We start from the raw sequence: 18,633 nt of genomic DNA on the forward strand, positions 1-18,633 counted from the left end.
ATGGTGCCGACCCCGACCCGGTGGCGCCGCGGCCAGCGAGGCCAGTGCGGCTGCGTGCGCGACGAGCGACGAGCACGCGCTGCGCGGGCCGCTCAGAGGCGCAGCAGGGCTACCGCCACCGACATCCCGCCCCCGAAGGTCACCAGCAACGCGATCGCCCCCGCCTGGGCATCCGAGCAGCGGCGCGCCTGGTCCAGGGTGATCGCCGACGAGGCCGCCCCGGTGTTCCCGTAGCGCTCGACGGTGGTGTGCAGCCGGGCCGCGGGGAGGCCGAGGTCCTCGACCAGGGCCCGGATCAGGTGGCCGTTGGCCTGGTGCGTGATCACGTGGTCGACATCGGCCGGAGCCAGTTCCGCGTCGGCGAGCAGCCGCTCCACCTCGGGCGGCACTCGGCCGCGCACGAACTCCACCACCGCGCGACCCTCCATGCGGAAGTGGTGCATCCCCGCCGCGATCGTCGCGGCGCTGGTCGGCACCCTGCTGCCCCCCGCCTCGACTCGCACGACCCCGGCGAGCTCGCCGTAGGAGGACAGCCGCGCCCCGAGGACGCCGCGATCGCCGGGAACAGGTCCGAGCACCGCCGCACCGGCGCCGTCCCCGAGCAGCACCGCCGTCCGCCGGTCGGCGGGGTCGATGACGCGGGAGTAGACCTCGGCGGCGATCACCAGGGCGAGGCCGCCCTCGGCGACGTGGCGCCGAGCGAGGTCCAGGGCGAAGACGAACCCGCTGCAGACCGCGTTGAGATCGAACGCCGCCGCCCGAGCCGGTGCGCCGAGGCGGTGCGCGACGACCGCGGCGGTCGGCGGCTGCGGGGAGTCCGGCGTCGAGGTCGCGACGACCACGAGGGACAACTCCGCGACGTCGGCACCCGCGTCCTCCAGCGCGCGCCGGGCCGCGGCGACCGCGAGGTCGGAGGTGGCCTCGTCCTCGGCGGCGTAGCGCCGCTCCCGGATGCCGGTCTTGCGCCGGATCCACTCGTCATCGACGCCGGCGAGCGTTCCCACTTCGGTGTTGCCGACAACTCGTGACGGTACGTGAGAACCCGTTCCCAGTATTCCAACACCCAATGGAAATCTCCTAGTTTTGTCGCGAAAAACACACGTGGTAATTAACTCGCGCAACAACTTCGGGCATTCCAGAAAGAACCCGCGCCGGATAATAGCAGAGCATTTCGGTATATACCACACTGCATCAGGTTGACTTTTGATTGACCATTCACTATGCCAGCGACCTGCCGATACTCGCTGGCGAGGGATTCCCCCGCGCTTTACTCCGCCAGCAAAAACAGGTTTGCGCGAGAATTGAATTTCGCTGAATCCTCCCGGGTAGCTCGCGGACTGAAGACGACGAGAGGCGCCTCTTGGAAATCGGAAACGCGCTGGTGATCGTGGACGTCCAAATCGAGTACATGGCCACCGCGGCCGGTGGGACCGGAACCGTTCGGACGCTGACCGCTCTCCGTGATCGGGCGCTCGCTTCAGGAGTTCCGGTGGTGCAGATCCAGCACCGCGAGCCGGGCTTCGGCCCAGAACGAGCGGGGTGGGCGCTCGCGATCCCTCCCACCGGATCCGAGCGGGTCCTGGTCAAGGAGGCACCGGACTCGTTCCTCGGCACCGGCCTCGCCGAGCTGCTGCGCGCGGAAGGGGTGCGAACGCTGGTCATCGGCGGATTCAGCACCGAGTACTGCGTGGATTCCACGGTTCGCTCCGCGTTGAGCGAACCCTTCGACGTCCTCGTCCCGGACGACGGTCACACCACGGCCACGACCGGCGGCGTGCTGCCCCCGGAGGACATCATCGCTCATCACAACCACGTGTTCGCCGGCCTCTCCGCGCGAGCCCGCTGCCGCGTGGTCCCGGCGGCGCGGATCTCCTTCGGCACCGGTTCGGCCGCTCGTGCCGGGCAGCACCGATGAGGCCGGCCTGGAACGCGCTCCGCGACGGGCCGGGAGCCGAGATCGTCCTGGCCTGCGACTTCTCCACCGCGGGGAGACGGATCGCGACGTTCGCCGACCTGGTCGCGCTGACCGGTGACGGACCGGCCGTCTGGGAGAGCGCGCCCACCCCGCCGGACACCGCCCTGGACGGTGCGGCGCAGGTGCGCCGCTGGGCGGACGCGGTCCGCGCGAGCGGCCGCCCGGTTCGAGCGGTGCTGGGGTTCTGCACCGGAGCGGTGTACGCCGCCGCGCTGGCCGCGGAGATCTCCCGGCGACAGCCGACCCGGTTGATCCTGCTCGACCCCGAGTCCGGGGACGCGCGCCCGATGCTGGGGTTCCTCCGCGAGGTCGTCGCCCGGTTCGGCGCGCTCGCGCCACCGGGGGCCGATGACGTCCTCGGCGCGGCCGGGGCAGCGGCAGAGGAGGCCGGAACGGACCTGATGGCCCTGGCCGACCGGCTCATCGCGCTGTGCTCCGCGGTGGTGACTCCGGCCTGCGCGAACGCCGGGCTCGGCCCCGCCCGCAGCGCCGAGTACCTCGACGTGGCCACGCGCTACCTCCACTGGCTCGCCGCTGCCGGGTCGCTGGAACCGCCACCGTCCTGGACCTCGGCGGCGGCGCTGAACTCCTCGACGCCGGGCGCGGGTCTGCTCGGCGTCCCGCCCGCGGAGCGCGCCGGGCTGGTGGCCGAAGAAGTGCACCTCGACGTCCCCCACGAGGACCTGATGCGCACGCCGGAAGCGGCTCGCATCACCGCACGATGGATGAGCGAGAAGGAGCCGACATGACCGAGGACGACCCCGTGGACCTGCTGCTGGCGCTGTGGCGGGAGACGCTCGCCCGCGAGGACCTCGACGCCGACTCCAACTTCTTCGTGCACGGCGGGCACTCGCTGCTCGGACTGGTCCTGCTGGAGCGCGTCGAGGAGCGCACCGGCGTCGACCTGCGCATCACCGATCTGTTCCAGTGCCCCACTCCCGCTCGGCTCGGTGCGCGCGTGCGGGCGGCCACCAACGAGCAGGCAGGCGCCTCCCCCGCCCGGGACGCACCGTGCTGAGCACGGGCGAAGCCCGGTTGCGCGACGAGGACCCGGAGCTGACCGAGCTGCTCGACGGCGAGATGATCCGCCGGGACGAAACCCTGTCCCTGGTCGCCTCGGCCGGGGTCGCGGACGCCTCGGTGCTGGCCGCCGGGGCGGCGGCGCTGTCGGACGTGACCGCCGAGGGCTATCCCGGCGCCCGCTTCCACCCGGGGGCCGGCCCGTTCGACGGGGTCGAGGCCCTGGCCAGGACGCGGGCCCGGGAAGCGTTCGGCGCCGGCCACGCCAACGTTCAACCGCACTCCGGCTCCGCGGCCAACCTGGCCGTGCTGACCGCGCTGCTGCCGGTCGGCGGCGTCCTGCTCGGGCTGCGGCTCGACGCGGGAGGCCATCTCACCCACGGCGCCCCGGCATCGGTCACCGGGCGCTGGTTCGAGCCGGTCTCCTACGGAGTCGGGGACGACGGCCTCGTCGACCACGACCAGATCCTCCGGCTCGCCCGGGAGCACCGCCCGGGGGTGATCGTGGCCGGGGCCAGCGCGTACCCGCGCCAGTTCGACCACGTGCGGTTCCGGGAGATCGCCGACGAGGTCGGCGCCTACCTGCTCGTCGACATCTCGCACGTCGCCGGGCTGGTGGCCGCCGGGCTGCACCCGAACCCGGTCGACGTCGCCCACGTCACCACGACGAGCACCTACAAGCAGCTCGACGGTCCGCGGGGCGGCCTGATCCTCCTGGGCCGGGACCACGACCGCCCCGGCCCGGACGGCGCACCGCTGTCCCGCACGATCGACCGGGCGGTCTTCCCCGGGTCCCAGGGCACGCCGTCCCCGGCGGCGATCGCGGCCAAGGCCCGCGCCCTCGCCCGCGTCCGCGAACCCGGGTTCCGGCGCACGGCGCGGCTCGTGCTCGACGACGCCGCCGCGCTCGCCGCGGCCCTGAGCGAGCGCGGGCACCGGCTCCTCACCGGGGGCACCGACACCCACATGGTGATGGTCGACCTGCGTTCCACCGGACTGTCCGGGCTGATGGCCGAGCGAGCGCTGGAGGAGTGCGGAATCCTCGCCAACCGCAACTCGGTGCCCGGCGACACCACCTCGCCCGCCGTCGCGGCGGGCCTGCGCCTGGGCACCAACGTGCCGGCCCGGCGCGGTATGGGACCGCCGGAGATGGCGCGCTGCGCCGAGCTCATCGACCGGGTGCTGCGGCACGCGGCGCGGGCGGACTCGACGCGGCACCGGCTGGACCCGGTGCACCGCGACGAGATCCGCGCCGAGGTCAGGGCGCTGACCCGTTCCTTCCCGATGCCAGACCAACCCGTGCACGAGGGGGTCCGATGACCGGAGAGCGACCCGCGGAGTCCGCCGGACCGGTGAGTCGCGCCGGGTGCGGCGATGCGACCGGTTCCGCTGCGGGGACCACCGCCGTCCGCTTGCCGTCCGACCGGCGCCGGGACCCGGATCGCCCCCGGGTCGACGGTCGCGAACCGGCGCACCCGCTGCCCGCCGAGGCGATCCGGAACCTGGCCCGGGCCACCGGGACCGGTACCGACGCCGTGCTCCTCGCGGGTGCGGCGGCGCTGCTGGCTCGCTGCACCGGTCTCGGCCGTCGCTCGTTCGCCCTGCACCGCGCGGGGATCCCGTCGCGGGCCGTCGCGGTCGACGTCGACGAGAGCCTGTCGTTCCGCGCTCTCGCGGCGCGGCTGGCCGAGGGGCCGGAGGAGGCCGTGGACTCGCCGGGCACCGGGGTGGCACTGCTGGCCTCCGACGCACCGCGGCCGGGGACCGGCGACGAGCTGTGCTTGCGGTTGATCGACGACGCGGCACCGCGAGTCGCGGTGGACTACGACGCGGCGGTGTTCGCCGCCGCGACCGCGCGACGGCTGGTGGAGCAGCTGGCGACGCTGTTCGACGGCGCGGCCGCCGCTCCGGAGGCACCGGTGTCGACGCTGCCGCTGTCCTCCCCTGCCGAGCTGCACGCGATGCTCGTCGCCTGGAACGACACCCGCACCGACCTGCCGCTGCCGGGTCCGACGCTGCACGAGGCCGTGAGCGCCCGGGCCCGCCGGGATCCGGAGGGCGTCGTCGCCGTCGACGGCGACCGGCGGGTGACCCGCGCCGAGCTCGACGCCGCGGCGGGCCGCGCGGCCGCGCGGTTCCGCGCGGCCGGCGTGCGACGCGGGGTGCGCGTCGGGGTGTGCCTGCACCGCTCGCTGGACTTGCTGGTCGCGGTGCTCGGGGTGCTGCGCGCCGGGGGCGCCTACGTGCCGCTCGACCCGGCCCACCCGTCGAGCCGGATGCGCTCGGCCCTGGAAGGCGCGGACTGCGCCTTCGTCGTCACCGGGACCGCGACGGCGGGGCTCCCCGGCTCCGACGTGGTCCCGGAGATCCAGCTCGACGACGGTTCCGAGCACGCCCCGGTCGGCGCGGGCGGAGCGGGACCGGACGACCCCTGCTACGTCATCAGCACCTCCGGCACCACCGGCCGGCCCAAGGGCATCGAGCTGCGGCACTCGGGGGTGCTCAACAACCTGGTCGACCTCGGTACCCGCTTCGGCATCGGCCCGGGCGACACCGTGCTGGCGCTGTCCGCGCCGGGCTTCGACATGTCGGTGTTCGAGTTCCTCGGGCTGCCGGTGGCCGGTGGCGCGGTCGTGCTGCCCGACCCCGAACGCGGTGGTGATCCCGCGCACTGGGTCGAGCTCGTGCGACGGCACCGGATCACGGTGTGGAACTCCGCGCCGGCGCTGCTCGAACGGCTGGTGGAGCAGGCCGAGCGGACCGGGACCGGCCTCGAATCGCTGCGGCTGGCCCTGCTCGGCGGCGACTGGGTCGGCACGGACCTGCCAGACCGGCTGCGCGCCCTGGCTCCCGGTCTGCGGTTCGTCGCGCTCGGTGGCGCGACCGAGGCGTCGATCCACTCCACGGTGCACGAGGTCCCCGCTTCCGGCCCGGATCCGGGTCGGGCGAGCATCCCCTACGGCGTTCCGATGGCGAACCAGCGCGCCTACCTGCTCGACGAGCACCGCCGTCCGGTGCCCGCCGGAGTGCCGGGCGAGCTGCACCTGGCTGGGGCGGGGCTGGCCATCGGCTACGTCGCGGACGACGAGCGCACCGCTGAGCGCTTCACCGACTGGTCCTTCGGCCCGATCCGGCACGAGCGGCTGTACCGCACCGGAGACCGGGCGCGGCTGCACCCGGACGGGGAGCTGGAGCTGCTCGGCCGGATCGACGCCCAGGTAAAGATCGGCGGGGTGCGGATCGAGCCGGCCGAGGTGGAGTCCGTCCTGCTCGCGCATCCCGCGGTCGCCGCCTGCGCGGTGGCGGCACCGGGCGGTCGGCTGACCGCCTGGGTGGTGCCGCGCCCGGACGAGCCGGTCCCGGCTGCCGAGGAGCTGCGGGCGCACGCCGCGCGAAGCCTGCCCGCGGCGTTCCTGCCGACCGCGTGGGCCTGGCCCGCGGAGCTGCCGCTGAGCCCGAACGGCAAGGTCGACCGGCGGGCGCTGGTCTCGACCGCGCCCGACCCGGGACCGGCCGGGACCGGCGATCCGCCGCGCGACGAGTGGGAACGCCGGGTCGCGCGGGTGTGGCAGCAGGTGCTCGGCACCGGGCCGCTCGACCGCGACAGCGAGTTCCACGCGGTCGGCGGGGACTCGCTCGCGGCGATGATCATCGCGCAACGCCTCGATCCCGACCTGCCCACCGCGGAACTCCACTCCGCCCCCACCATCCGCGAGCTGGCGCGGTTGCTCCGCGATCGCTCCACCCCGAACACCTCCGGAGGGCCCGACGCATGACCCACGACATCGGTTCCCACGGCCCCGATTCCGCGGCGGAAGCCGAGATCCTGGCCCAGTGGACCAGCATCTACGACGCGGTGTACCGGCACGCCGCTGATCGCCCGGAGCGGGACTTCACGGGATTCCGCAGCGGCCTCAACGGTGAGAACTACACCGACGAGGAGGTGATCGAGTGGATCGAGGGCACCGTCGCGCAGGTGCTGGCGCTGCGCCCGCGCAGCGTTCTCGACATCGGCGCCGGGACCGGCCTGATCACCCGGGGGCTGCTGCGGCACGTGGACCGCTATGTGGGCACCGACATCTCCCCGCGCGGCGTGGCCCGGCTGGAAGCCGGGCTGGGCGGGACGCCGGGCACCGAGTTCCTGGTGCGCGACGCCGACGGGATCGGCGACCTCGGGTCGTTCGACGTGGCGATGACCAACTCGGTGATCCAGCACTTCCCCAACGCCCGGTACCTGCGGTCCGCGCTGACCCGGATGGCCGAGGTGAGCGCCCCGGCAGGAGCGGTGTTCGTCGGGGACGTGCCCGGACTGCACGTCCGCGACCTGCACCACCTGTGCGTGGTCGCCAACCGGCTGCGCGCGCCGAACACCGGCACGAGCGCCGGGGAGGCGCGCGAGCAGCTCTCCTCGGCCGCCGCGCACGACCGGGAGCTCGTCGTGCACCCCGGCTTCTTCACCGCGTTCGCGGCCGAGCACGGCCTGTTCGCCGACATCCGGCTCAAGCCGGGCAGGCACCCGATCGAGATGAACCTGTTCCGCTACGACGTGCGGCTGCACCACCGCGGGGACGACCTGCTCGACCCGAGCACGATCGAGCGCGCGCCGTGGGACGGCGGCCCGGCCGCGACGGTGGCCGAGCGAGCCGCCGCCGCGCCGGGACCGATCGCGATCACCGGAATCCCGAGGCCGGAACTGACCCCGATCGCCGCGGCGCTGCACCGCCTGCGCGCGCTCGACGCGGCGAGTCCCGTCGAACCCGAGTCGCTGCCGACCGGATCGGGCACCGACGTCCGCGGACCGGGAGCGCACCCGGCCGACGTGGTGGCGGCCGCCGCCGAGCTGGGACGGACCTGCTTCGTCACGCCCTCGCCGATCGATCCGGCGGCCTACGACGCCGTGTTCGCGGGGAGCGCGGAGACCCGGGGCCTGAGCCTGCCGCCACCCGCCGACGCGGAGCAGGCGCTGACCACCGGCCCGTCGCCGCTGACGCCGGCGGGTGAGCGGTGATGCCGGCCGCGCACCACGTGCTGCGCGAGGGCGGGGGCGGACTCGTCATCGCGGCCGACTTCGCCCTGGCGGGACGGCCGGCGGCGGGTTTCGCCGAGCTCGTCGCGGGCCTGAGCACCGCGCACACCGTGTGGGAGACCTCGCCGCTGCCGGGAGGTCCCGAGGCGGGAGCTGGCGGGCGGGACCACGTCGCGACCTGGGTCGAGGACGTCCGGGCCGACGGGCGCCCGGTGCGCGCGGTGCTCGGGTTCTGCAGCGGCAGCGTCTACGCCGGTGCGATGCATCGCGAGATCACCCGCTTCCAGGATCCGCCCGCGCTGGTGCTGTTCGACCCGGACCGGTCGCACCGCCGCATGGTCGTCGACTACTTCGTCGAGCTCGCCAGGACCCGGTTCTCGTCCTTGCTGACCGCGGACGAGGTCGAGGAGGCGGTGCGGGCCGGGCGAGCCGCCGACCTCGACGCGGCCGGGACGAGCGAGCTGGCCGACGCGCTCGGCGCGCTGTGCTCGCGGATCCTGCCCCCCGCCTGCCGCAGGGCCGGGCTCACCGGGCGGCGCAGCACCGAGCTCGCCGAGGTGCTCACCTCCTACCTGCGCTGGCTCGCCGCCGCCGCCGATTTCGAGGTGCGCCCGCTGTGGTCGTCGGCGACGGCGTTCAACTCGGCCACCGACGGCTACGGCCTCGACGCGTTCCCCGCCGCCGAACGCCCCGGCCTGGTGCACCGCGTCGTGCAGTGCGAAGCCCCCTACGAAGACCTGCTGCGCGCACCGGACACCGCTCGCCTGGTCGACGAACTGCTGCCTCGCTGACCGCCCGGGCAAGCCCTCCGCCCGGCGACCGGGCACCGATCGGACAGCCGCCAACCGAAGGAGCCGCATGGACGTCACGTCACCGCTGGACGCCCCTCGCGAGGACTCGCGGCCCACGCCGGGCTCGCTCCCCCTGACCGCCGGACAGCACGAGCTGTGGCTGCTGCACAGGCTCGACGGCTCCGGGGCGCGCTGCCGCACCGGTGCCAGCACCCGCATCGAGGGCCCGCTCGACCTCTCCTCGCTCGAGCGGAGCCTGCACCGGGTCGTCGACGAGACGGAGGCGCTGCGCGTCCGCCTCGTCGAGGAGGGCGATTCCGTCGTCCAGACCGTCGTCGACCGCTCCGGCGCGGTGCTGGAGGTGGTGGACCTCGGCCCGGACGCCACCACCGAGGACGCGCACCGGGGAATCGACGCCCGGCTCGCGGTCCCGATGGACCCGACCCGAGGTGAGGTCTTCTTCGCCGTCGTGTTCCGGCTCGGGCCGAACCACCACCACCTCTACCTCGACTTCCACCACGTCGCCTCGGACGCCACCGGGATGTCGCTGGTGCTCCGGCGGCTCGCGGAGGTCTACACCGATCTCGCCGACGGCCGGGCCGTGCGCGCCGGGCGGGGTGGATCGCTGGCCGAGCTCGTCGCCGCCGATCTCGCGTACCGGACGTCGGAACAGCACGAGCGGGACCGCCAGTACTGGCTCGACCGGCTCGCGGTGCTGCCGTCCCTGCCCGAGCCGGATCCCGCCGTCGGAGTCTCCTACTCGCGTCGCGTGTTCGGGCCCGAGGTCATCGGGAGGCTGCGGGCGCTCACCTCGGCGGTGCGGGTCCGCCGCACGGCGGTGCTGCTCGCGGCGGTGGGCCTGCTGATGCACCGGCTGACCGGTCGCGACGTCGTCGGGGTGGGGTTGGCGGTGGCCGCCCGCGCCCCGGAGCAGCACGAGATCCCGGGCATGGTCTCGAACATCGTCCCGGTCGCGCTCGATCTGGCGGACGTCCACGACGTCGCGGAACTCGTCGCGCTCGCCCAGTCCGAGCTGGAGGCGACGTTGCGGCATCAGCGCTACCGCGGTGAGCAGGTGGTGCGCGACGGTGGTGGGCGCGGCCGGTTGTCCGGCCGGGTCGACGCCCAGCTCAACGTGCTGCCCCCCGTCGTCGACGTGGCGTTCGGGAGCTGCCTGGCCCGCGAGGACCGCGGCGTGATGAGCGCGGTCGACGTTCCCTCGTTCTGGGGCCGGATGGTGTCGTCGGACGAGATGCTGCTGGAGACGCTCACCGGCCCGGGGACCGACCGCACCCGCACCACCGCCGACCTCGGCGCGCTGCTCGAACGGGTCCTCGACGTCGTCGGGGACCAGGCCTCCCAGGCGCGGCCGCTGGCGACGATCGGCCTCACCGCGCCGGAGGAGGAGGCGCGCCTCACCGCCCCGCCGTCCCCCCGGCCGACCGGCCCGGCCCGCACGCTGACCGCCGCCTTCGACGAGGCCGCGACCGCGCGCCCCGATGAGGTCGCGGTGGTGTGCGACGGCGTCACGACCTCCTACCGCCAGCTCGACCAGGCCGCGCGCGTGCTCGCCGAGCGCCTGGCCCGGCTCGGCGCCGGGCCCGGGGAGCGGGTCGCCGTCTCGGCCCACCGCTCGGCGGGCATGGTGGTGGCGGCCCTGGCCGCGCTGCGCTGCGGCGCCGCGTACCTGCCTGTCGAACCGGACGGACCGAGGCAGCGATGGGAGTTCCTCCGCTCCGACGCCGCCCCCGTCGCCGTGGTGACCACCGACCCGGAGCTCCGCGACCCGGAACTGCCGGTGGTGCGCATCGATCAGCTCGGGCACCCGGTCGACCCGGCTCCCGCCGGCCCCGCACCGGTGCTCGCGGCCCCGGACGTGGACGACGCGGCGTACGTCGTCTACACCTCGGGTTCCACCGGGGCGCCGAAGGGCGTGGTCACCACGCACCGGAACGCCGTCGACCTGCTCGACGCCGCGACCGGCTGGTTCCCGGTCGGACCGGGAACGGTGTGGGCGTCCACCCATTCGTTCGCCTTCGACTTCGCCGTCTGGGAGGTCTGGGGCGCCCTGCTCACGGGCGGGCGGGTGGTGCTGGCCACCCACGCCGAGCGGCGCGACCCGCTGCTGCTGCTCGGTCTCCTCGGCCGGGAAGGCGTGCAGGTGCTCAGCCAGACCCCGACGGCGCTCGCCGCGCTGCTGGACGCGGCGGAGCGGGGCCCGGGAGCGGCGGACCTCGCCTGGGTCCTGGTCGGGGGTGAAACCCTCGACCGCGAACTGGTGTCGCGCTGGTTCGCCCGGCCGCTCGGCTCCGGCGCGCGGCTGTGGAACGTGTACGGCATCACCGAGACCACCGTGTTCGTCAGCGGGCAGGAGATCACCGGCGCCGAGGCCGCCGGATCCGGGCCGCTGCCGATCGGGACCGTGCTGCCGCACCTGCACGGCCACGTCCTCGACGGCGGTGGCCGTCCCGTTCCGCCGGGCGTGGCGGGTGAGCTGCACGTGGCCGGTACCGGTGTCGCCGCGGGCTACCTGAACCGCCCGGAGCTGACCGGCTCCCGGTTCGTGCCCGACCCGTTCGCCGCCGACGGCAGCCGGATGTACCGCAGCGGGGACGTGGTGCGCCGGCGTGCCACCGGCGAACTGGAGCACCTCGGCCGCGACGACGACCAGGTCCAGCTGCGCGGGCACCGGGTCGAGCTCGGTGAGATCGAGGCGGCGCTGGCCACCCATCCCCGGGTCTCCCGGGCGGCGGTGGCGGTGCGCGGCGGCCGGGGCGCCGATGCCCGGCTGGTCGGCTACGTCGTCGAACACCGCACGCCCGCTGATCCGGAGGCCCGCATCGGGGGCTGGCACCGCATGTTCGACGGCCTCTACGACAGCTCGGCCCCCGGGCGCGACGAGGCGTTCCACGGCTGGTCCGACAGCGTCGACCGGAGTGCGATCCCGGTGCGGGACATGCGGCGCTGGCGCGACGGGATCGTGGCCCGCATCCGCGAGTTCCGCCCCCGCCGCCTGCTCGAGATCGGGGTCGGGGAAGGACTGCTGCTGACCGAGCTGGCGCCGGGCTGCGAGACCTACTGGGCCACCGACATCTCCGCCTCGGCGCTGGACCTGGTCGCCCGGCGTTGCGCCGACCGGCCGGAGCTCGCCGAACGGCTGGTGCTGCGCTGCCAGCCCGCGCACGACCTGTCCGGGCTGCCGGAGGGCGCGTTCGACACGATCGTCGTCAACTCGGTGGTGCAGTACCTGCCTGACGCCGAACACCTCGCCGGGGTGCTGCACGGACTGGCCGCGCTGCTCTCCCCGGGGGGCCGCATCGTGGTGGGCGACGTGCGCCGGCTCGGCCTGGCCGCGTTGTTCCACGACGCGCTCGCGGTCCGCCGGGCCGGCGATGGCGACGGCCCGGCACCGCCGGACGCCGAGCTGGCCGCGACCGCCGATCGCGCCCGCACCGCCGAATCGGAGCTGCTGGTCGAACCGGCTTGGTTCGACGAACTCGTGTCGGCCAGTCCCGTGCTCACCAGCGCGGAGAGCGCGTTGCAGCGCGACGGCGGCACCGAGATGGGCCGCTACCGCTACGACGTGGTGCTCGCCACCGGAGAAGCGCTCCGCGACCCGGATCCGCTGCGGCTGCGGTGGGGGTCCGATGTGGACGGTCCCGCGTCCTTCCGGGCGGCGCTGCGCGAATCCGACGCCCCGGCGGTGGTGCTGCGCGGAGTGCCCAACGGGCGCCTGGCCGCCGATCTCGCCCGCACCGCCGGGCTGCGCGCGGCCCGCGGGTGGACGGCGGGTCCCGTCGTGCCGGAGGGCGAGCCGGTCGAACCCGTGGAACTGCTCGACGCGGCGCGGGAGTGCGGGTACGGGGGCCGGGTGGACTTCTCGGCGGAGGACAGCTGCGCGGTCGACGTCCTGGTCCACCGCGAGGGACGGCCCGCGGCCGCCGCGGCGGCCGCCCGGGCGGGCGGGGCGCTGACGAACACCCCGCTGGACCCGCACTCGGCGGAGCTGGGCGCGGGGCTCCGCGACCACCTGCGCGGCCGGCTTCCCGGGTACATGATCCCGGCTCAGGTCGTCACCGTGGCCGAGCTCCCGCGCACCGAGAACGGGAAGCTCGACCGGGACCGGCTTCCCGAGCCGGAACCGGAACAGCAGGCACCGGTCAGGGGGCAGGCGGCGTCCGGCAGCGTCGAGCACGCGTTGTGCCGCCTGTTCGCCGAAGTGCTCGGCCGTGCCGAAGTCGGCCCGGACCAGAGCTTCTTCGACCTCGGCGGGCACTCGCTGATGGCGGCGCGGCTGGCGGGGCGCGTCCGCGACGAGCTCGGCGTCGACCTGGGCGTCCGAGCGCTGTTCGGCGCGCCCACCGCGACCGGGCTGGCCCGGTTGGTCACCGGGGCCCAGCGCCACGGCGAGGACGGAGCGACGCGCCAGCTGCTGACGCTGCGCCCCGGTGACGGCGGACGCCCGCTGTTCTGCATGCACCCGGGTGGCGGCCTCTGCTGGTCCTACGCGCACCTGCTGCCGTACCTGGATCCGGCGGTCCCGGTGCACGGCATCCAGTCCCCGCGCCTCGGCAACCCCACCGCCGCGCCGCTGACGATGCCCGCCCTGGTGGCCGACTACACCAGGTTGATCCGCGAGATCCAGCCCTCGGGCCCGTACCGCGTGCTCGGCTACTCCTTGGGCGGGCTGATCGCGTTCGCCGTGGCCTGCGCGTTGCAGGAGGACGGCGACGAGGTCGAGAGCGTGGTGCTCGTGGACTCCTACCCGCCCTCGCACGCCGCCGGGTACGAGCGCCCGGTCGACGAGTTCACCGACGACGAGGTCGCGGAGTTCCAGCGCAACGCGATCGGCAACCTCACCACCCTCGATGCCGCCCCGCTCACCGACGTCCGGCTCGACGACGAGGTCGTGGCGGGGCTGCGCCGCTGCATGGAGGACGCCGCGCCCATCGCCGCCACCTTCGGCGATCCCGTCTTCCGCGGCGTCGTCGAGCACCTCCAGGCCGATCGCCCGCAGTACGGACCGGTACCGGACGGGCGGGCGCTGTGGCAGCCGCTGGTCGACGGGGAGGTGCGCGGCCACCTGTTCGACGTGGGGCACAACGAGATGATGCGGCCGCACTCGATGCTCGAGGTCGGCCCGCGGATCGGGGAGATCCTGGGAGGGGGAGGCTGGTGAGCGCGCCGGGAGTCCGCTACGACGCGACGTTCGACTGCTGGGTGGTGACCGATCCCGAACTGGTCCGGCGCGCGCTGCGCGAGCCCGCGCTCTCGGCGCAGACCCTGGAGGCGGCCACCGTCGCGTTCCTGCCGTCCGAGGTGCGCGACGAGTGCGCTCCGCTGCTCGACACCTTGCGCCGCTGGTTCGTCACCCTCGACGGAGAACCGCACCGGCGGCGCCGCCAGGCCGTCGCCCACCTGTTCTCGCCCCGCCACGTCCGCGCGTTCGACGGCGCGCTCACCGAGATCGCCGAGGCGGCCGTCGGCCGGTACGCCGCCCGCGGCGGGGACGCCGTGCCCGCGATAGCCGACGTCGTCGCCGCGCAGGGGATCGCGGCGCTGCTCGACCTCGGCGGAGTGCCGCACGAGCGGCTCACCGCCTGGGCCCGGTCGGTGTCGGAGTTCCTCGCGACGTCCTACCGGGCGGATCGGGCGCGAGCGGCGCAGGCCGCGCTCGACGAGATGGCGGCCTCGGTCCTGGAGCGGCCGGGAGCCCTGCCCGGCGTGGCGCCGGACGATCCCGCCGAACGCCTGGCGACGGTGTCGATGCTGCTGTTCGGCGGGATGGAGACGACGTCCGGGCTCGTCGGTTTCGCGCTGTGGTACCTGGTCGCCAACCAGTTGTCCGACCGGGTCGCCGCCGATCCCTCGGGCGCGGAGGCGGAGACCGTCGTGGAGCGGGCGCTGGAACTGCTCTCCCCGATCGGGCACGTCGCACGCCTCGCGCTGCGGCCGGTCCGCATCGGCGATGCCGAGGTCCCGCCCGGTGCGCTGGTGCTGCTCGCCCTGCACGGCGAGGACGTCCTCGACCAGCCCGAGATGCCCGCCCGCTGCCCGGCGCACGCCCCGGCCCGCCGCGACCACCTCGCCTTCGGCGGCGGACCGCACTTCTGCATCGGCGCACCGCTGGCGCGGGCGATCGCCGGAGCGGCGGTGACCGCGTTCGCCCGGGCCCTGCCGAGCGCGACGGTGCGGGAGCTGCGCTGGCGGGACAGCCCGACCTTCCGCGGTCCGGCGTCGCTGGTGCTGAGCCCGGAAACCTCGGAGCCCGACCGCCGATGACGGGCTGAGCGCGCGTCCGGAGCCGCGCCGGCCGAGATCTCCGGCGAACCGGCGCGACCCGCTCCCCCGGCCGCCGTCGAGCGGATTCGCCGCGCTGATCGGCCGATCGAAGCGGCGGGCGCGGCCGACGTCCGCCGGAGTGGGAAAAGTTGATGCGGGCGCGGGCGGCCTCGCGTTACAGTGCCGACATGTCCAACTCCCGGATCTACTAGCTCACGGGCACACCACCGCGGTAGCAGTGCGCCCTGAGCTAGATCCGGAGAGTAGTTCTGTGATCACTTCTGGTGATTTTTCCGTGCGCGTCAGCGCACGTCCGCTGTTCGACCACGCGGACTCCCACGTCTCCCCCGGCGACGAGATCGACCTGGTGGAACGCGACCGAGCGGACAGGACCGCGCTCGTCGCCGTCCTGTCCGGTGCGACCGCCCCCAGCTCGGGCGCGGTCGAACGCATCGGCTCCGCCGGACACCCGGCGCCGTCACCCCGCGCCGAAGGCCGCGAAGGCGCGGCAACCGACCGCCTCCGGTCGCCCCGCGGCGTGGCCGGGCCGGTGGGCGAGATCCGAGCTGCCGAGGCGGTCGGCGCCGAACCGGCGACGGCGACGCGCGCCGAGGCCCGCGCGCGGGACGGCGGCTCCGCTCAGCCGGTGGCGCACCTCGGGCTGAGCCGGGGCGTTCCCGGACAACGCCCGGACGCGGTCTCCGACGGGCGGGGCGGCCGCGTCGACCTGGTCGGGCTGCTGCTCGCCGGGCACGACGCGCTGCTGCTGGACGTGCCGGCGAACGACCTCGATCCCGGCCCCGGGGACGAGATCCCGCGCGCCGGCGCGACCTGCCGGAGGTCGATCGCGCTCGGCACCGGCGACGACGAGACCGTCGGAGCGCCGCGGCCGGGTCGGGCGCCGCTGCTCCCGGACGGCACCGAAGGCCTGCGCGAGGACGAGCACCTCGACCTCGTCCCGCTCGCCTGACCTCATCGATCCCAACCCGACGCGGAGATCCGATCGCTGCCGCGCGCCCGGACACCCGTCGGATTCCACCGGAACGCCCCCGTTCCCCTCTCCCCGGAGGACCGATGTCCCACTACCGGTTTCTCGACCGCGACACCTCGGGCGCGGCGACCTGCGCCGCGCCGCGCTGCACGGCGCCGCGGCCGGAGGACGCCACCGCGCGCTGGCGGTTCTGCTCCACCGCGTGCAGGCAGGCCTCCTACCGGGCCCGGCACCGCGACGAGCGGATCGACACCGAGGTGGCGGTCCAGGCGCTCGACGAGGAGGTCGCCGAAGCGCTGCGCGCCCTGCTCGACACCGTGCTGCGCGGTCACGGTGAACTGGCCGACCCGGCGCAGCCGAAAACGGGCGCCGTGGCCGAACTCGTGGCCCGCGCCCAGCGCGTCACCGACGCCGCGGTGGCCCGCGATCGCGCGGCCGGGATCTCCTGGGCGGACATCAGCACCGCGCTGGGAGTCACGTTCGCCACCGCGCGCCGCCGCTACGGACCGCGCACCGCGGAGAACCTCACCCGGTTCCGCACCTCGGACCGCCAGGACGCGGCGAGCTGAGCGGCGGGCCGCCCGTCCCGCCCCGGAACGCGCGCGGGGAACCGGCACCCCGGTTCCCCGCGCCGCGGGTCCTCAGCGCGGCCGCACCGCGGAGACGATGGGCAGCACGCCGCCGTCGCTGTAGCCGACGCTCTCCACTTCCAGCCCCGCCTCGGCCAGCTGCGCCCGCGTGTCGGCCTCCGAGACGAAGTTGAGGTACTTCGCCTGGATGATGTCGCCGAACAACGCGAGCTCGCGGCGCAGGTCGTGCTCGGCGATGCCGTAGCGCTGCCACTCCCCGGCCCGCTCCGGCGCCTCCCACGGCGGCGGAGGCGGCGGGGTGAGGAAGCTCAGCAGCAGCCGGCCTCCTGGTCGCAGCGCCCTCGCGAAGTTGCGGTACAGCGCGACCAGCCGACCGGGATCGGGCTCGTACATGTTGAGCCCGTTGCTCACCAGCAGGTCGAACTCCGAGTCGATGCCGAGCTCCCATGCGTCGGAGAGAACCACGTCGGTCCGGTCGCCCCACCCCCGGCTCGCCGCGTTCTCCTTCGCCAGGCGCAGGGATTCCTCGTCGATGTCGATGCCGACGAGCCGCGCTCCCGGGGCGTCGCCGTAGTCCTGGCGCACCAGGTCGTCCATCACCCCGCACGGCAGGGAGGCCAGCACCGCGCCGTCGGTGATCGACCGGCTGATCTCGGTACGGAAGCGCTGGTAGCGCTCGCGCGCACCGGACAGCAACGATCGGTTCAGCAACCAGAACTCGGTGTCCGACTCGGTGGGGGTGCCCGGCTCGTAGCGGAAGATGTACGACGTCCAGTACCCGTTCAGCCCGCGGTTGCGCAGCAGGAACCGCCCCAGCGGGAACTCCTGCAGCCCGGCGAGCAGCGACAGCTCCTCGTCGAGGTCCATGATCAGCCGGTCCGCCGCGCGCAACCGCTGCTCCACGGCCGCGGCGATGCCGGTCAGCTCGGCATCGTCGTGCGAACCGGACCCGGGAAGGTGCGAAATGGTCGAACTCATCAGATCTCCCAGCCGATCTTGCGGAAACTGGAGCGCACGGCGGGGTGTTCGAGCATCCCCGCCTTGCCGAAGGCGCGCAGCACGTTCTGCACGATCGGCATGTCCGTCGTGACGTCGAAACCCGCGTACAGCTGACCGATCGAGCGCTCGGCCGCGTCGCGGTCGCCGAGCACCTCCTCCAGCAGCTGAGCGTTGAACCGCTTCTCCGATTCGACGGACAGGTAGAGCTTCACGAACTCCCCCATCAGCGATCCGATGGCCTCGCGGTGGTCCTCCGGGATCTCCGCCCACAAGTACGTCATCAGGTCGAGGAAGAACGCGTAGTGCCGCGACTCGTCGTTCATGTGGTCGTTGACGTAGTAGCGGATGGACGGGTGCACGCCCTTGCTGTCGAAGAATTCGACGAGTTCGCGCACCAGCGTCGTCTCGAAGCAGCAGTTCGCCAGGATCTCGAACACGTCGTGGTACCGCGGGTCGAGCCGCTTCTTGATCTCGGTGACGGCGCGCTGCGAATCCGAGGTGGGGAAGTCGAACTCACCCAGGTCCGGGTACCGCTCCCGCAGCTGCATGATGAGGTCCTGGGCGATGTAGACGTGGTAGTACTCGTCGATCACGATCGAGTAGGTATTCAGCTTGATCTCGGGCCCGAATTCGACCGGGAGGTCCGCGTGGAGGACCTTCGTGCACGCCGACACGATCTCCTCGATCTCCAGGTTCACGATGTCGTGCAAGTACTTGAAGAAGGACTGGATGAGGATCCGCTCCTTCGCCGGCTCCCCCAGCGCGGCGACGGTCTCGTCCAGCAGCAGCGGCTGGCGGTCCTCCGGGAAGAAGTACCCGCGCTGGCTGAAGTCGATCGTCTTGCGGGGCCGGGTTCGCACCGAACCCCGCGCCTCCCAGCGGGCCGCGTAGTCCGGCCCCAGGCTCCGCAGCCGGGAACCGGCCACTGCGGTGTCGTCGGTAGTGGTCATGATCAACCT

General features: G+C 74.1%; 14 protein-coding genes. 11 read left to right on the forward strand and 3 right to left on the reverse strand.

Translation table 11 applies throughout. The annotated features are described in order from the left end of the window. Positions 1-92 precede the first annotated feature (92 nt). Positions 93-1,124 carry a 3-oxoacyl-ACP synthase III family protein gene (locus tag ACL03H_RS15515; protein WP_412811938.1) on the reverse strand — a complete coding sequence of 344 codons (1,032 nt, stop codon included), beginning with the start codon at positions 1,122-1,124 and terminating at the stop codon, positions 93-95. A 263-nt stretch (positions 1,125-1,387) separates the two neighbouring features. Here ACL03H_RS15515 and ACL03H_RS15520 point away from each other — a divergent pair, with 263 nt between their 5' ends. The 11 genes from ACL03H_RS15520 to ACL03H_RS15570 all read left to right on the forward strand — a co-directional run bounded on the left by ACL03H_RS15520 (position 1,388) and on the right by ACL03H_RS15570 (position 16,654). Next, positions 1,388-1,915, forward strand: coding sequence for an isochorismatase family protein (locus ACL03H_RS15520; protein WP_412811939.1), 528 nt, complete (start codon positions 1,388-1,390; stop codon positions 1,913-1,915). Then, positions 1,912-2,724, forward strand: a complete 813-nt coding sequence (locus ACL03H_RS15525; RefSeq protein ID WP_412811940.1) for a hypothetical protein — start codon at positions 1,912-1,914, stop codon at positions 2,722-2,724. Before ACL03H_RS15520 ends, ACL03H_RS15525 begins: the two co-directional genes overlap by 4 nt. Continuing rightward, complete coding sequence (locus ACL03H_RS15530) at positions 2,721-2,993, forward strand: phosphopantetheine-binding protein (RefSeq protein WP_412811941.1); 273 nt, start codon at positions 2,721-2,723, stop codon at positions 2,991-2,993. Before ACL03H_RS15525 ends, ACL03H_RS15530 begins: the two co-directional genes overlap by 4 nt. Continuing rightward, positions 2,987-4,315 (forward strand): serine hydroxymethyltransferase, encoded by a 1,329-nt coding sequence (locus ACL03H_RS15535; protein WP_412811942.1) that lies wholly within the window; start codon positions 2,987-2,989, stop codon positions 4,313-4,315. Before ACL03H_RS15530 ends, ACL03H_RS15535 begins: the two co-directional genes overlap by 7 nt. After that, positions 4,312-6,771 (forward strand): non-ribosomal peptide synthetase, encoded by a 2,460-nt coding sequence (locus tag ACL03H_RS15540; RefSeq protein ID WP_412811943.1) that lies wholly within the window; start codon positions 4,312-4,314, stop codon positions 6,769-6,771. Before ACL03H_RS15535 ends, ACL03H_RS15540 begins: the two co-directional genes overlap by 4 nt. Further along, positions 6,768-8,003: a class I SAM-dependent methyltransferase gene (locus ACL03H_RS15545; protein ID WP_412811944.1), complete on the forward strand. Its 1,236-nt coding sequence runs from the start codon at positions 6,768-6,770 to the stop codon at positions 8,001-8,003. Before ACL03H_RS15540 ends, ACL03H_RS15545 begins: the two co-directional genes overlap by 4 nt. Then, entirely contained in the window at positions 8,003-8,812 is an 810-nt protein-coding gene (locus ACL03H_RS15550; protein ID WP_412811945.1) for a hypothetical protein, read from the forward strand. The genes ACL03H_RS15545 and ACL03H_RS15550 overlap by 1 nt, the downstream gene beginning before the upstream one ends. Positions 8,813-8,879: 67 nt before the next feature. Continuing rightward, the gene (locus tag ACL03H_RS15555) at positions 8,880-13,991 is read left to right on the forward strand and encodes an amino acid adenylation domain-containing protein (RefSeq protein ID WP_412811946.1); all 5,112 of its coding nucleotides are present in this window, start codon (positions 8,880-8,882) and stop codon (positions 13,989-13,991) included. Then, positions 13,988-15,094: a cytochrome P450 gene (locus ACL03H_RS15560; protein ID WP_412811947.1), complete on the forward strand. Its 1,107-nt coding sequence runs from the start codon at positions 13,988-13,990 to the stop codon at positions 15,092-15,094. Before ACL03H_RS15555 ends, ACL03H_RS15560 begins: the two co-directional genes overlap by 4 nt. A gap of 295 nt (positions 15,095-15,389) precedes the next feature. Further along, complete coding sequence (locus tag ACL03H_RS15565) at positions 15,390-16,064, forward strand: ATP-binding cassette domain-containing protein (protein ID WP_412811948.1); 675 nt, start codon at positions 15,390-15,392, stop codon at positions 16,062-16,064. Positions 16,065-16,168: 104 nt separating this feature from the next. After that, on the forward strand, positions 16,169-16,654 hold the full coding sequence (locus ACL03H_RS15570) for a hypothetical protein (RefSeq protein ID WP_412811949.1): 486 nt from the start codon (positions 16,169-16,171) through the stop codon (positions 16,652-16,654). Positions 16,655-16,726: 72 nt separating this feature from the next. Here ACL03H_RS15570 and ACL03H_RS15575 read toward each other — a convergent pair whose 3' ends face one another. Next, positions 16,727-17,653: an SAM-dependent methyltransferase gene (locus ACL03H_RS15575; protein ID WP_412811950.1), complete on the reverse strand. Its 927-nt coding sequence runs from the start codon at positions 17,651-17,653 to the stop codon at positions 16,727-16,729. Beyond that, a complete protein-coding gene (locus ACL03H_RS15580) occupies positions 17,653-18,624 on the reverse strand; it encodes a diiron oxygenase (protein ID WP_412811951.1) in 972 nt (323 codons plus the stop codon). The genes ACL03H_RS15575 and ACL03H_RS15580 overlap by 1 nt, the downstream gene beginning before the upstream one ends. Between the last annotated feature and the right edge of the window lie 9 nt (positions 18,625-18,633).

The sequence above is a fragment of the Saccharopolyspora antibiotica genome (assembly GCF_047200635.1).
Classification (GTDB): Bacteria; Actinomycetota; Actinomycetes; order Mycobacteriales; family Pseudonocardiaceae; genus Saccharopolyspora_C.

Excerpts from the sequence above, each read along its gene's own strand:
- ACL03H_RS15570 (WP_412811949.1), top strand. The coding sequence starts at position 16,169 with ATGTCCCACTACCGGTTTCTCGACCGCGACACCTCGGGCGCGGCGACC.
- ACL03H_RS15550 (WP_412811945.1), top strand. The coding sequence starts at position 8,003 with ATGCCGGCCGCGCACCACGTGCTGCGCGAGGGCGGGGGCGGACTCGTC.
- ACL03H_RS15525 (WP_412811940.1), top strand. The coding sequence starts at position 1,912 with ATGAGGCCGGCCTGGAACGCGCTCCGCGACGGGCCGGGAGCCGAGATC.
- ACL03H_RS15580 (WP_412811951.1), bottom strand. The coding sequence starts at position 18,624 with ATGACCACTACCGACGACACCGCAGTGGCCGGTTCCCGGCTGCGGAGC.
- ACL03H_RS15540 (WP_412811943.1), top strand. The coding sequence starts at position 4,312 with ATGACCGGAGAGCGACCCGCGGAGTCCGCCGGACCGGTGAGTCGCGCC.
- ACL03H_RS15530 (WP_412811941.1), top strand. The coding sequence starts at position 2,721 with ATGACCGAGGACGACCCCGTGGACCTGCTGCTGGCGCTGTGGCGGGAG.
- ACL03H_RS15555 (WP_412811946.1), top strand. The coding sequence starts at position 8,880 with ATGGACGTCACGTCACCGCTGGACGCCCCTCGCGAGGACTCGCGGCCC.
- ACL03H_RS15575 (WP_412811950.1), bottom strand. The coding sequence starts at position 17,653 with ATGAGTTCGACCATTTCGCACCTTCCCGGGTCCGGTTCGCACGACGAT.
- ACL03H_RS15545 (WP_412811944.1), top strand. The coding sequence starts at position 6,768 with ATGACCCACGACATCGGTTCCCACGGCCCCGATTCCGCGGCGGAAGCC.